Below are 14514 nucleotides of genomic sequence, written 5' to 3'. Positions count from 1 at the left end.
CCTCCGTATTCGTCATGTCAGGCGACCAGCGGCTGCCAGCGCTCGGATTCGGCAAGCTCCGGGTCGGACTCGAGCGCGCGGGCACGGTCGCTCATCTGCGCGTTCTCGGTGATGGCTGCATGCAGCACGGTGCGCAGCATGGTGGCGCGGCGCAGGTCGGCCGCGGTGAGATCGGCATGCCTGAAGTCGGCATACGTCAGCTCGGCGCCGCTGAAGTCGGCGCCCTGCACTTTCGCGCCCGCGAAATGGGTCTGGTACAGGTCGCAGCCTGTGAAATTGGCCTTGGGCAGCACGGCGCCGGTGAAGAGAGCCTGCCGCAGGCGGGCACCGGAGAAGTCGACGCCCTTGCCCGTTGCGGCGCAGAAGATCGCCGACGGTGCCACGGCATTCGCGAACTTCGCGCCATCGATCGTCGCGCCCTGGAAATTGCACTGCTGCAGCGTGACGCCGCCGAAGTCGGCCCCGCTCAAATCGGCGGACGAGAACTGGCAGCCGTTCAGCTCCAGCCCGGCGAACGACATCCCCTTTAGAGATGTCTTGAAGAACACGTTGCGCAGCATGCGCGCACCGGTCCACGTCAAATGCGAGAGATCGCATTCGTTGACGGTGGTGTATTGCCAGCTGGTGTCGTCGGCGCAGACGTCGAGCAGCACCGACTGGGTGACGACGGCGGAATCGAGTTGCACGCCGCGCAGCACGGCATGGTCCAGCCGGCAACGCGCCAGCGTGGCCATGGTCATCGCCGACTGCGCCATCTGCGCATGCGTCAGGTCGCACTCCGTGAACACGGCGCCGTGCAGGTTGGCTTCGCGCAGGTCCGCGTGGTCGAGCTTGCAGCGGTTGAAGACCGACTTGCGCAGGTTGGCGCCTGATGCGATGGCGCCGCGCAGGTCGCATGCGTCGAACACTGTCTCGCGCAGGTCGGCGCCACGGAAATCCGTTTCGGCGAAATTGACCCGCGAGAAGATTCCGCCGCCGAGCGCGAGCCCGGCGTAGCGGCCCTTGCGCAGGTCGAGGCCTTCCAGCGCCTCGCCGACGCTGACTGCGATGGCCAGCAGGTTCGGGCTCATGCTGCGGCCTGCTGTTCCGGTGTGAGCCGTGGCCATGTTCGCGCCCGCTTCAGCAATGCGCCGTCGAAGCTCGTGGAGCCGTCGAGCCGCACGCGCCCGAGGTCGGCGCCGAAGAGATTGCTGCGCCGCAGGTCGGCTCCGCGCAGGTCCGCCGACTGGAAGATGGCCTCGCTGAAGTTCACGCCCGACAACAGCGCATTGGTGCAGACGGCCTTGCGCATCAGCGCGCCCTTCGCACTGGCGAGCCGCAGGTCGGCGCCCTCCAGGAGGGCCTCGCAGAGATTGGCGCCGTCGAGCACGGCGCGGATCAGCTTGGCACCTCGCGCATCGCAGGCGCCGAAGTTGAAACGGCGCAGGTCGGCCTGGCTCATGTCCGCACCGGCCAGACTGCTTCCCTTGACCGCCACGGTGCCGGCGCAGCGAGCCGCCATCATCTTCGCGCCGTCGAGCTTGCTGGTCACGAAGGTCGCGTTCTCCATCTTCGCGCCGTGCATGTCGACGCCCGAGAGGTCGGACTCGATGAAATTGCAGACCGACAGGTTCGCCTCCGGCCACCGCATGCCCTTGAGGTCCAGCTTGTGGAAGACCTGGCCGCTCAGGTCGGCCCCGGCCCAGTCGGCATCGCCCCACGTGGTGTTCAGCAGGTTCGCCTTGGCGAATGTCGCGCGCCGCATCTGCGTGCCGGCGAATGCGCAGTACATGAGCGTCGCTGCGCTGAAGTCGGCATCGTCGAAGACGCCGCGGGAGAGCCGCGCCTTGCCGAGATTGGCCTTGCCGAACTTCGCTCCGATGGCGATCACGCCCTCCAGATTCGCATGCGCCAGTACCGCGCCCGCGAGGTTGGCGCCGGAGAGATTGGTATTGGCGAGGTTCGCGCTCTCGAGCCACGCGCCTTCGAAGTTCACGTCCCGCAGGTCGAGGCCCGAGAGATCGGCGCCGGTGAGGTCGATGCCCGCGAAGAACTTGATGCCCGCAGCGCTGGCGCGCGCCATCTCGCCGCGCAGCTTCTCTGCCTCTTGCGCAGCCATCGGGTAGGCCGGCGGCTGCATGTGCGCGGACTGGAGATAGCCCGCGCGATGCGCGTCCTCGATCTGGCACAGCTTCGGATAGATGGGCGCCAGGTCGACAGGCCTCGTTCCCATGGCGGCCTGTGCGCGCATCTCTGCCATGTGCCTGTCGGGGTCGTACTTCGGCGGACCACGGTGCCGCAGCCTGGCGAGGTCGATCTTCTGCTCCTGCGACATCGCCAGTGCCCGCTCGACGACGGTGACCGCATCCTCGAGCGCCGCCCACTGCTGTGCCTCGGCCTCTTTCATCTTCTTCTCGAGGTAGGGCGGCAGTTCGTCGCCGACCGGAACCTTCTCGCGCGCAGGCATGCGGATGCCCAGCGCGTCCGGGTCCTTGCCCATGGAAATGGCCTTCTCGCGGGCGAAGGCCACATCCATCCCGGCCCGGCGACGCTGGGCTTCGCCCTGCAGTCCCTCCGTGCCGAAGGGTGCCTTGGCGGCTTCCACATCGGGGTCGACGGTGTTCACGCCCTCCGGAAGCAGGTCGCTGTCGACGATGGCGTAGATGGGCCCCATCTTCGGATCGGCACGCTTCGCGGCAGCGTCGAGGTAGTGCGCATCGGAGCGAACCTGGCCGATGCGTTCGACGGCTCCCATGAGGCTGACCACGTCGGAGCCATCGTCGGTGCCGACCTCGGCCAGGCCCTGGAAGATCGCGATGCAGCGCTCGGCATGCGGGAAGAACCACACCGTCGTCAGCCGCAGCGGTACCTCGCGCACCTTGGGCTCTCCGGCCGCCATGCGGTAGCCGACGAACACGCGGGCCCGCATGCCCGGAAGGCGGCCTTCGATCAGGCGCTTTTCCGGATGCATGTTCTCGAACGAGAACGGTTCGTCGCCGACGAGCGGCGCCCCCATCCACTGGTCCGGCGGCGCCAGGTTGAAGTAGCGCCAGTCGGTGTCCGGCGCGAAGCCCGGCGCGTGCAGCTTCAGGTAGTCGGCGTCGTAGGTGCCGCGGTACTGCACGCGCTGCGGATGCATCACGTCGAGCGCTCCCATGCCGGCGGGCGCGATGGCCTGGTCGGGGCGCAGGAGGCGGTCGTGCGGCAGTTCGATGTTGGGCAGCCAGGCCACGCCATCGGCCTTCTGCCTGCCGCGGCCGGCGGTGTTGAGGGGAAAGTCCGTCCCGCCGTAGGCCCGCGACCAGTCCAGCGGCATCTGCGCGAAAGGCCGCGCCTTGCTCGGCTTCGATCCGTCCCAGTAGCGGTCGCCCAGCACCAGCAGCGTCTTTTCCTGCGCGCCGAAGCGGGCTCTCACGGCGCAGCCGTCGGGCCGGTCCGGTGGCGGGAATGCCTTGCCGTGCACCAGGAACTCCGGCGTGAGCTTGGCCACGCCCTCGTCGATCATCGGCTGGGCCATCTCCTTCGCCAGGAAGGACCACATCGACTGCTCCGCCCACAGCGTTCCGCGCTCGCCCTGCGCGAACGGCAGGTGCAGGCAGGCGCTGATGCTGAGCCCGAAGCGCTTGCGGTACTCGATGGGGCGCGTCGACAAGCCGAGCGCCTGGGGTTTGAGGACTTGCATGGTCTGTCGGCAGCCCTCTTCATTCCCAGTCGTCGTTCGGTGGCACCCCTCCGTCCAGCGGGTCGGATGACGGCGATGGTGGCGGTGGCGGCGATGGTGGCGGTGGCGGCGGTGGTGGTGGCGGCGGTGGTGGTGGCGGCGGTGGTGGTGGCGGCGGTGGTGGCGGCGGCGGCGGTGGTGGCGGCGGCGGTGGTGGTGGCGGCGGTGGTGGCGGCGGTGGCGGTGGTGGCGGCGGCGCCGGAGGCGTCGGGCTCCATTCCTGGGTCGGCTCCGCGGGAGCGCCTACTCCGGGTGCCGGCGGCGGGGCGGGAGGAGCCGGCGGAGGCGGGGGCGGTGCGGCAGAGCCGTCCGCGTTGACCGACTCGTCGGCAGCCAGCCGTTCGCCGCCGGTTCCGACGCCGGCGGCGCCCAAGGCACCGACGATCAGTTCACCACCAGCGATCGCAACGGTTCCGAGCACCGGGATGCTGCCGATCACGCCTTCCACGCGACGGTTGCGCGTGATCGCGCCGAGCGAGCGCAGCCGGCCTGCGAGGCCGGGAAGGTGCGCGGCGTCCGCTTCGTTGGCGGCGTTGTCCAGCGCATTGGCGGCGTCTGCGTACTGCTTCAGCGTCGCGGCGATGTCCGCGTCCGCGCTGGCCAGGCCCGCGACCGCTCCCAGTGCGCCGGCGATGGCTGCGCCACCCGCGCCGCCGGCACCCGCGCCCGGCGTGAAGGTATGCAGCGCGGCCTGCTCCACGTCGATCGGAAACGCCTGGATCTCCGGCGCGACGCCGGACGACAGCTTGACGCCCAGCGCGGTATCGATCGCCACGCCGCCGAAGTTGGAGATGGCGATGGCCAGCGCGTTGTCGATGCTCATGCCCATGAAGGTCGAGCGCGCGATGCCCAGGTTGGCTTCGCTGTTGGTGCCGATGTAGCCGCTGGTGTTCGGCCCGAGGATGGTCGTGTTGGAGCCGACCGAGGTCGCGTCGATGCTGCCCACCGCCATCATCTCGATGCCGGTGTTGCTCATCAGCTTGATCTTGTTGGCCATCAGGTGCAGCGGCCCGGTGGGCACCGTGATGTACTTCGAGCTCGCGCCCGTCACCATCCAGTCGATGTGCCCGGCCTCGAAGCTCATCTTCGCGGCCTTGTAGGTCAGGTTGCCGCTGACGGTGATGGTCTGGTTGCCGATCACGTTGCGGGTCTCGCCCGCGCGCGAGGTGTCGGTGCGTGCGCCGGTCACGTCGGTCTTTCGCGTTCCGGTGACGGTCAGCGTGTCGTTGCTGTCGACGAAGGTGCTGCGGTCGCCCACCACCTGGTTGTTCTGCTTTCCCTTGACCGTGTTCTTCTGGTCGACCACCACCATGTTGGTGTCGTTGCGCGTCACCGTGCTCTTGCGGTCGCGGTCCACGTGGTTGGTCTGGTCGCGCTTGACGGTGACGCTCTGGTCGCGGTCGATGGTGGTGGAGTCGTCTCGCTCCACGCTGCGGCTCATGTCGAGCTCGGCGTGGATGTTGATCTTCTCCTCGCCCTTCTTGTCCTCGAACATGATCTCGTTGTAGTTCGAGGAGCCGCCGCCGGGCGTGGAGCGGGTCTTGAAGCCGCTCTGGGTGGGCGACTTGTAGGGAATGGGCTGCTCGTCGTTGTAGACGCGGCCCATGATGATCGGCCGGTCGGGGTCGCCGTTGAGGAAGTCGACGATCACCTCCTGGCCGATGCGCGGAATGAAGTAGCCGCCCCAGCCCTTGCCGCCCCAGGGCTGCGACACGCGGATCCAGCAGGTCGACTTCTCGTTGCTCTCGTCGTAGCGGTCCCAATGGAAGTGCACCTTCACGCGGCCGTGGTCGTCCACGTGCAGCTCATCGCCCTTGGGGCCGACCACGATGGCGGTCTGCGGGCCCGGCATGGTCACGCGCGGCGTGAGGCGCGGCGTGCGGAACAGGCGCTCGGTGGGAATCACGGTGAGCAGGAAGATGCTGCTGCCGGTCTGCGCGGCCGACAGCGCAGGCGTGGCGGCGATGATCTCCTCCAGCACCGGCAGCGTATCGGCGTTCACCGCGTCGTCGCGCAGCACCTCGGCCAGCGCCTTGTGCACGGGCTGCGCCGGGGCGCTGGCGCTCACGCCCTCGTAGCCTCGATGGCTGGCGACGAAGGTGCAGGCCGCGATCACGTAGTCGCCGTTGCGCGTGCCGTCGGGGTCGCCCTCGTACTTGAAGCCGCGGCCGGCCGTCACGTCGGGCCACGGCGTCACGGCCCAGTGGCGGTCGCGGTGCGCGTTGAGTTCGTCGCCGCGCAGCTTGGCGCGGGTCTCGGCGTCGTCGCCGCTGAAGTAGCCGCCCGGGAACTCGAACAGCTCCAGGCTCGCCAGTTCGTGGTCGTCCGATGCGTCGATGTCGGCACCCAGCTTCTTCTTGATGGCCTTGAAGTCGCTGTCGCGCGATGCGTGCTTGCCGGTGTCGAACTGGCGCCCGCTGACCCAGCGCGAGATCTCGTTGAAGCGCGGCTCGGCGGCGTTGACGGCCATGTGGCGCAGGGTGTCGGCCGCCGGCAGCTTCTCGTGCGCCAGGTCGCTGGCGTCCGAAAGGTGCATGGTGCCGGGCGCGCCATGCGCGTCGAACCAGTAGTAGATGCCCTCGTCCTCCAGCAGGCGAGACAGGAAGCGGTAGTCGCTCTCCTGGTGCTGCACGCAGTAGCGCCTCGGGTTGTGGGTGCCGATGACGTTGTCGGCCTTGGTCTTCTTGAAGCGCTTGATGGGGCTGTCCTCGAACACCGCGTCGAGCACCTCGAGCACCTTCTTGTCCTGCAGGATGCGCGAGTTGGCGCGCTTGGTGAGCAGCCAGAACCACGAGCGCAGCGTGATGCGGTATTCATGGTGCCGCCCCATGTGGCCGGCGCGCACGAAGCGTACCGCATGGCCCTGGCAGTGGCGCTCGTGCGTGCCGCCGTCGGCATCCTTGAACTCGATCACCACGTCGAAGGCGTGCCCCAGGATGTCCTTGGCGTCGATGGCCTTGTTCTTCGAGATCACCGTGAGCTCGTAGGCCGACGGACGCGCCAGCGCCTCGTGCCCCACGATGCGCCAGAACATCAGGTCGTCCTTGGCGGGTGAATCGCTCTCGATGCGGAACTCGTTATCGGCCATCTTTTTCTCTGGGGGTGGAGGCTTGTCAGTCGAACGCGTAAGTGAAGTCGGCGTCCTTCACGTCGAGCGCCACGCGGCGGATCTCGCCGCCCGAAGCCAGCCGCTGCAGGTATTCGACCGAAATCGTCGGCAGCACGGTGTTGGTCAGGATCGCGTCGATCACGCGCCCGCCCGACTCCGGGTCCTGGCAGCGCGCGACCACCTGATCGACCACCGCGTCGCTGTACTCGAAGGGCACGCCGTGGTTGGTTTCCACGCGCTTCTTGATGCGGCCCAGCTGCAGCCGCACGATCTTCTTCATCATCTCGGGCGACAGCGGGTAGTAGGGAATGGTGACGATGCGGCCCAGCAGCGCGGGCGGGAACACCTTCATCAGCGGCGCCTTCAGCGCATCGGCCAGCGCGTTGGGGTCGGGCAGCAGCTCGGGGTCGCGGCACATGCTCATCACCAGCTCGCTGCCCGCGTTGGTGGTCAGCAGGATGATGGTGTTCTTGAAGTCGATCATCCGGCCCTCGCCGTCTTCCATCCAGCCCTTGTCGAAGACCTGGAAGAAGATCTCGTGCACGTCGGGGTGGGCCTTCTCCACTTCGTCGAGCAGCACCACGCTGTAGGGCCGGCGGCGCACCGCCTCTGTGAGGATGCCGCCTTCGCCATAGCCCACATAGCCCGGGGGCGCGCCCTTGAGCGTGGAGACGGTGTGCGCCTCCTGGAACTCGCTCATGTTGATGGTGATGATGTTCTGCTCGCCGCCGTACAGCGCCTCGGCCAGCGCGAGCGCGGTCTCGGTCTTGCCCACGCCGGAGGTGCCGCAGAGCATGAAAACGCCGATGGGCTTCTGCGGGTTGTCCAGCCGCGCGCGCGATGTCTGGATGCGCCGCGCGATCATCTCCAGGCCGTGCTTCTGTCCGATCACGCGCTGGTTGAGCGTGTCGGCGAGCTTGAGCACCGCCTCCACCTCGTTCTTGACCATGCGGCCGACGGGAATGCCGGTCCAGTCGGCGACCACCGAGGCCACGGCCTGCTCGTCGACCGAAGGCAGGATGAGCGGCGATTCGCCTTGCACCGCATGGATCTTCGCCTGCAGCTCATGCAGTTCGGCCAGCAGCGCGGCGCGGTCTTCGCTCCCTCCCCCGCTGGGGGAGGGTTGGAGTGGGGGCACGTCGGCCTTGGCATCGCCTTCGGCTTTCTGTGAATCCACCGGCTTGTTCCCCGCACGCAGCTTGCTGCGCAGCTCCAGCAGCCGGTCGACCAGCCCCTTCTCTTCCTGCCAGCGCGCGTTCAGCGCATCGAGCTGCACCTTCGACTCGGCCAGCAGCGCGGCCACCTGCGCGGCGCGCTTGGTCACGTCGATGCCGATGGCCTCTTCGCGGCCGATGATCTCCTGCTCCACCGTCAGCCCCTCGATGCGGCGCATGCAGTCTTCCACCTCGGGCGGCGTGGCGTGCTGCGACACGGCCACGCGCGCGCAGGCGGTGTCGAGCAGGCTCACGGCCTTGTCGGGCAGCTGGCGCGCTGGAATGTAGCGATGGCTCAGCTTCACTGCCGCCTCGATGGCCTCGTCGAGCAGTTGCACACGGTGGTGCTTCTCGAGCACGCTGGCCACGCCGCGCAGCATCAGGATCGCCTTGGTCTCGTCGGGCTCCGGCACCTGCACCACCTGGAAGCGGCGGGTGAGCGCCGGGTCTTTCTCGATGTACTTCTTGTACTCGGCCCAGGTGGTCGCGCCGATGGTGCGCAGGTTGCCGCGCGCGAGCGCCGGCTTGAGCAGGTTGGCCGCATCGCCGGTGCCGGCAGCACCGCCCGCGCCCACCAGGGTGTGGATCTCGTCGATGAAAAGGATGATGGGCGTGGGCGAGCTCTGCACCTCGTCGATCACCTGGCGCAGGCGCTGCTCGAACTCGCCCTTCATGCTCGCGCCGGCCTGCAGCAGGCCGATGTCGAGCGTGAGCAGCTTCACGTCCTTGAGCTGCGGCGGCACGTCGCCGCGCGCCAGGCGCTGCGCGAAGCCTTCGACCACGGCCGTCTTGCCCACGCCGGCCTCGCCGGTCAGCAGCGGGTTGTTCTGGCGGCGGCGCATGAGGATGTCGACGATCTGGCGGATCTCTTCGTCGCGGCCGGTCACCGGGTCCATCTCGCCCTTCTTCGCCTTCTCGGTGAGGTCGACCGCAAACTTCTTCAGCGCATCGCCCTTGCCCATGGCCGCCGGCGCCATCGCGCCGGAGTCTTCGCCGGGCGCGCCGCTGCCCATGCCGGTGCCGTCCTGCGCGCGCATCTGCGCCTCGGGCGAGGCGTCGCAGATCTTGGCGAAGTTGTCGGCCAGGTCCTCGACCTTCACCTTCTCGAACTGCTTCGACAGGCCGAACAGCGGATTGCGCAGGCTCTGCGTCTTCAGCATGCCCACCAGCAGGTAGCCGGTGCGCACCTGCGCCTCGCCGAACTGCAGCGTGGCGTAGGTCCACGCACGCTCGATGGCGTTCTCGATGTGCGGAGAGAAGTCGCTGATGGCGGTGGCGCCGCGCGGCAGGCGGTCGAGCGCGGCCGTCATGTCCTTGGCGATGACCGACACGTCCAGCCCGTAGTGCTGGATCACGCGGTGCAGGTCGGAGTCCTGCGCCTGCAGCAGCTGCGCGAACCAGTGCTCCAGCTCCACGTACGGATTGCCCCGCATCTTGCAGAACACGGTGGCGCCTTCGATGGCCTTGTAGGCCAGCGAGTTGAGCTTGCCGAAAAGGGCGGTGCGGCTGATTTCACTCATGAGGGACTCCGTATCTCTTCTGAACGAATGAAGATGGGCTTGTTGAAAGACTGGTTGCCGATGCGCACGTCGGCGGCGTCGCGCGAGCGCGGGCGCTCGCCGAGCCACGACACCCAGCCGAGGCGCGGCGCGCTGCCCTTCGCCTCGCCCAGGCGCGTGGGCGGCACCTGCACCTTCTCGAGCACGAGCTCGGCATCCCACTCGAGCTCGTCGCCGAGCAGCTGCTGCATCCAGCGCTGCAGCACGGGGCGGGCATTCCCGGTGGGCAGGAACATGCGGTACTGCTCCAGCGTGAGCGGCCCCAGGTGCAGGCGCACGCGGTGCTGGCGATCCCACGCGCGGGTGCCGAGCATGGCGCCCATGCCCATGGAACGCGAACTCTCGCCCTGCCCCAGCCGCGTGAGCTCACCGGCCGGCAGGCTCATCCAGTGGCCGACCCAGCGTTCCAGCTTCACAGGCACGCCGAAATAGCTGCACAGCACCGACTCGACGCTCTCCACGTTGTGCACGCGGCGCGCGAGCCAGCCCGAGAAGTGCAGGCGCGCGTCGTCATGGATCTCGTCGCGCCCCACCCGTCCCGGCGCGCCGATGCCCACCAGCGCGCCGATCTGCAGGCGGAAGCGGTCCTCGCCCGGCCGGTCCAGCGCGACGGCGGGACGCGACTGCGCCCACGCGCGGTAGAAGTGCAGCGAGAAGCGGTGCGAGAAGCTGTCGAGAAAGGCCAGCCACGTCGGGTCGCCATGGTTCAGGCTGCGCTCGCGGATGAAGTCGCTCAGGTGCACCGGCAGCGGCCCGTTGGGGCCGATGTAGCCGAAGAACTGCTGGCGCAGGCGCGGCGGCGAATGCGCGGTGGCGGGCTCGAAGCGGCTGAAGCTCGCGGGCGCGAAGGAGAGCGACGGCTCCTGCCCCACGCGCACCGGCTCGGCGCCGGGCAGCAGCGCGCGGCCCCAGCGCGGCGTGGTCTTCGCGACCGACTCCAGCCGACGCATCACCGCGAAGTAGTCGAAGGCCCAGGGCTGTTCCGACCAGCCCCGCAGTGCCGCATCGACGCGCGCCTGCACGGTGCCGCCGGTCTCGGGTGCGGAGGCCGCGCTCGTCACAGGATCTGCCGCGTCCCGCACAGCGGCCTCCATCGCATGGTCTCGCCCTTGCCCGCGATGCGCAGCACGGTCTCGACGAAATGATTCACCTCGACGTGGCGCGAAAGAAAGCGTGCCAGCACGGCACCGAAGAGAAAACTGCTGTGGCCGTGGAAGGCGTCCTTGTCGACTTCGAGCGTCACCTCCAGCCCGCGGCCGAAGGCGATCGGCCCCTTCATCGGCAGGCGGCGCGCCACCGGCTTGCATTTCACCGACAGCAGCCCGCGCACCTGGCCCTGGCGCATCTCGTCGGCATGCACCGCATAGAGCATCAGCGTCTCGCGCAGCGCGGCCGCGCCCTGCTCTGGCGTGCTGTCGGACAGCGACAGGTAGTTGAGCGCGAGGTGGTCGACCACGCGCCAGCCCAGCCCCTGGCTCACCACCGGCGACACCGGCCGCGAGGGCCCCCGCACCATGCGCACGCGCTGCACGGGGAAAGAATCGACGCAGTCGAAGTCGTTCTCGCGGCCCAGTGGCATCAGCAGGGGCAGGTCGCGGTTGGTGCAGAGCGCGCTCACGGCCAGCTGCCGCAGGGTGGCCGAGTAAGGCGCCTGCTGCGGATCGACGATCTGCATGTAGACCTCGGAGCCGATGTGGCTGCTGCGGTTGCCCTCGGTGCGCTGGCGCACCGACAGCATGCGCGGCTCGCGCGTGGTCGTGAAGTAGGCCGGATGGCTCAGGCGGCTGCCGTGGAAGGCCGAATAGAAGGGCCTGAACGGCTGCTCGGCCGCGACCGCATCGCTGCCGGGCGCGCCATGGCCGATGACCTCGGTGACGGTGTGCACCTCGAAGTCCTGCGGGCGCGTGCGGTCCGGCACGAGGTGGAACTGGCTCACGCCCTCGGTCATGGCCACGCGGTCGAGCCGCTTGCTGAAGAGGTTCACCGCGGGCACGCAGTGCAGCAGCACGTTGTCCGCGCTCACGAGCTTCTCGAGCGCCGCGTCGCCGCGCGAGAACAGCAGCACGATCTCGACTTCTGCAACAGGCATCTGCGCCAGCAGCGCCTTGAGCCCGCCGATGCGCACGAACTGGAAGCGCTGGGGAAAGGCGAAGTACTCCTGCAGCAGCCGGAAGCCAGAGAAGCCGGTGGCCGTCACGGGCAGCAGCGCCTCGTCGTCCTCGAAGCCGACCGCGCCGATGGCGCTCGGCGGCAGGCTGCGCGGCGTGCCCTGCAGCGCGCCGCCCGGCCCCAGTGGCCGCACGAGCACGCCGATGGGCTGGCCCAGCGCGCATTCGTGCAGCTGCCAGGCCACGTCTTCCGCGCCGCCGAAATGCAGCACGAGATCGTCGAGCGCGATCTGGCTGAAGTCCAGCCCGGCCGTGGCACGCAGTGTGATGCGCAGCCCGCCGCGGATGGCGCGCGACTGCGGATGCGTGTTCAGCGGCAGGTCGGGCGCGTAGGTGAAGTACTGCGCGCGCTGCACCTCGATGGGCCAGACGCGCAGCGCGCTCGCCGTGCGGAACTCGCAGTGCGTGTTCTGCCCCACCGCCTGCCGCGCGCGCAGGCCGCTGCCGCGCGGCAGGCTCGGGCCGGTGGCGAGGTTGGCGTCGTCGGGGTCGGGCGCGAAAGAGACCACTACCATCGCCGGCGTCGGCGCGAGGAAGTGCGGATAGACGATGTCCAGCAGGTGGCCGGTGAAGCGCGGGTATTCGGCATCGAGCTTCAGGCCCACGCGCGCAGAAAGGAATGCAGTGGCCTCGATCAGCCGCTCCACGTACGGGTCGGCGACCTCCTGGCCTTCGATGCCAAGCCGATGCGCAATCTTTGGAAATGCGCGCGCGAACTCCGAAGAGCTTTCGCGGAAGTAGCGCAGTTCCTGTTCGTACAGACTCAGCAGCCGAGGGTCCATGGCGGACTTACCTTGGGTTCTGCGCCATGTCCACTATCTCGATGCGGCCCTCTTCAAGATCTACGCGGCTTCGCATGAGGAACTCCAGCGGCACGGGCTGCGCCCACAGCATGCCGCGGATCTGCAGGCCGATGCTGTTGTGCGAGTCCAGTGCGGGGCCTTCCATGATGAGTTCGACTTCGAGTGTTCGGGACAGGATGCGCGGCTCGAACTGCAGGATTGCGTTCTTCAAAGCCTGTTCCATGCTGACACGCTGCACCGACGAGGTGAACTGGCCAGACAGCATAGGCAATCCGTAGTTGATGACCGAGCGCGCTGCGTTGGGGTACTGCCTGTCGTCCATCGAGAGGCCGTAGCCGGTGGCGTTGAAGAGCCAGCCCAGGTCGCGCAGCACGGCCTGGCGCAGCGCCTGCTTGGTCAGCGTGCGCTTGTCGTCGCCCTCGCGCTTCTCGTCGGGCGCGTTGTCGACGAGGCGGTCGAGCAGCGAGGGCTGCAGCCGCTCCTGCGCCGTGAGCTCAGCCATCGACGGCACCTTCGGCCGGCACCTGCGCCTGCGCTTCCGGCGGCGTGAACAGGATCTCGCGCACGTCCATCAGCGCGTACTCGCTGCCGTCGCTGCTGCTGAGCACGCGCTGGCCCCAGCCGGCCCAGACCTCGGGGCGCAGCTCGCGCCACTCTGTCTTGCGCGCAAGGCGCAGCTCGCCGTCTTCCTGCTTCTCGGTGCCTTCGTAGCGCGTGGGAATGAGCGCGAGCGTTTCGCCGCCGTTCTCGAACTGCAGGTGCGCGGGCATCCACACGCAGTCGCGCAGGTCCTCGGGCGGCTCTATCTTGATGTGCGCGAGGCGCGCGTACGGAATCCAGTAGTACTTGCCGTTGACGAAGGCCTCGAGCACAGGGCCCAGGCGCATGTCGGCGTCGGACAGCCACTCGAAGGGCTTGCCGTCGATGGTGCCGCCGATGGCGGGCGCGCCGTCGAAGGCGCGCTGGCGCAGGTCTTCCGCCAGCTCGCTCTCGCTGCGGCCCTGGCGCAGCAATGATTCGATGAGCAGCGCCAGCCACTCGTCGGGCTGGCCGAAGATCATCGGCGTGCGCGTGCCGGCGAACACTTCGGCGCGCAGGCCCTCGCAGCGCACGGCCTCGCCGTAGACCTGCTTCATGGGCACGGCCAGCGCGTCGAGCTCGGCCGCCACGGTGAGCTGGTTGAGCGCACGCTCCCACTGCCCCAGCACGCACAGCAGCTGCGCCATGAACACGCGGTGCTTGCTGTCGGAAGGCTTGGCGCGCACGTCGTCGCTCAGGGCCTTGAGGGCGGCTGCAGGGTCGGCGGCCTTGAGGAATTCGGCGGCGGTGGTCATGGTGTGCGGCTCCTTGTGGCTGGACTCGGTGCGCGGCTCATGCGCGCGTGAACTGGCATTCGCGCACCGCGCCGCGCAGGCCGGTGGTCTTCTGCGGGGCCGAGCGCACCTTCACCGTGCGGTAGCTGATGGAGATCAGCTCCGAGGGCACGCCCCAGTGGCCGCCCGAGCTCAGCACCAGCCGGCAGATGCGCGCGTTCTCCAGCACCATCTCGAAGGTCGACTGCGCGTCGGGCGAGCGCTCGTCGCCGCCGGACTTGAAGGCGCTGATCATGATCTTCAGGTCCTTCTCCTGCGCGCGCAGCAGGCTGGCGATGGTGGCGGTGGCCGCGTCGCTGCGGCGCGCGACGATCAGGTTGTTGGGCACCACCTGGTTCTGGCTGGATGACTCGGGCACCTGCACCGACCAGTAGTAGCCGCCGATGTTCAGGCGCGCCTTGCCGTCGTCGAAGCTGCGCTCCAGCTCGCCTTCGACCGGGGCGCCCTTGTTCTCGATCAGCATGACCAGGTCGGTCTCGGACGAGCCGGTGCCGATCAGTTCGTAGAACTGGCGGGCGTCTTCAGGGCTCCAGGAGCCGTCGTCTAGGAATGCCATATCACCTCCGAAAATCGATGGAACAAGAACAG

9 protein-coding genes are annotated in these 14514 nt (G+C 68.5%); all 9 read right to left on the bottom strand.

Going from position 1 to position 14514, the window contains the following annotated elements; genetic code table 11:
- Positions 1–17: 17 nt before the first annotated feature.
- Genes FHT32_RS18495 through FHT32_RS18455 form a run of 9 tightly spaced genes read right to left on the bottom strand, consistent with a single transcriptional unit; the run spans position 18 to position 14482 of the window.
- Positions 18–1070, bottom strand: a complete 1053-nt coding sequence (locus FHT32_RS18495; RefSeq protein ID WP_176666052.1) for a pentapeptide repeat-containing protein — start codon at positions 1068–1070, stop codon at positions 18–20.
- On the bottom strand, positions 1067–3661 hold the full coding sequence (locus FHT32_RS18490; RefSeq protein WP_176666051.1) for a DUF2169 domain-containing protein: 2595 nt from the start codon (positions 3659–3661) through the stop codon (positions 1067–1069). The genes FHT32_RS18495 and FHT32_RS18490 overlap by 4 nt, the downstream gene beginning before the upstream one ends.
- 19 nt (positions 3662–3680) lie before the next feature.
- Positions 3681–6788 carry a type VI secretion system Vgr family protein gene (locus FHT32_RS18485; RefSeq protein ID WP_218088260.1) on the bottom strand — a complete coding sequence of 1036 codons (3108 nt, stop codon included), beginning with the start codon at positions 6786–6788 and terminating at the stop codon, positions 3681–3683.
- 25 nt (positions 6789–6813) lie between these two features.
- A complete protein-coding gene (gene tssH / locus FHT32_RS18480) occupies positions 6814–9543 on the bottom strand; it encodes a type VI secretion system ATPase TssH (RefSeq protein WP_176666050.1) in 2730 nt (909 codons plus the stop codon).
- Positions 9540–10676 carry a type VI secretion system baseplate subunit TssG gene (gene tssG / locus FHT32_RS18475; protein WP_256099046.1) on the bottom strand — a complete coding sequence of 379 codons (1137 nt, stop codon included), beginning with the start codon at positions 10674–10676 and terminating at the stop codon, positions 9540–9542. Before tssG ends, tssH begins: the two co-directional genes overlap by 4 nt.
- Positions 10640–12532 carry a type VI secretion system baseplate subunit TssF gene (tssF, locus tag FHT32_RS18470; RefSeq protein WP_176666049.1) on the bottom strand — a complete coding sequence of 631 codons (1893 nt, stop codon included), beginning with the start codon at positions 12530–12532 and terminating at the stop codon, positions 10640–10642. Before tssF ends, tssG begins: the two co-directional genes overlap by 37 nt.
- A gap of 7 nt (positions 12533–12539) precedes the next feature.
- Positions 12540–13055, bottom strand: a complete 516-nt coding sequence (gene tssE, locus FHT32_RS18465) for a type VI secretion system baseplate subunit TssE (protein WP_093204116.1) — start codon at positions 13053–13055, stop codon at positions 12540–12542.
- Positions 13048–13887, bottom strand: coding sequence for a type VI secretion system accessory protein TagJ (locus FHT32_RS18460; RefSeq protein WP_176666048.1), 840 nt, complete (start codon positions 13885–13887; stop codon positions 13048–13050). Before FHT32_RS18460 ends, tssE begins: the two co-directional genes overlap by 8 nt.
- A 37-nt stretch (positions 13888–13924) precedes the next feature.
- Entirely contained in the window at positions 13925–14482 is a 558-nt protein-coding gene (locus tag FHT32_RS18455) for a type VI secretion system tube protein Hcp (RefSeq protein WP_176666047.1), read from the bottom strand.
- Positions 14483–14514: the final 32 nt, after the last annotated feature.

The organism is Variovorax sp. SG517, from assembly GCF_013376045.1.
Classification (GTDB): Bacteria; Pseudomonadota; Gammaproteobacteria; order Burkholderiales; family Burkholderiaceae_C; genus Variovorax.
Note: the sequence above shows the minus strand (reverse complement) of the source record. Positions and strands in the feature narration are given on the sequence as shown.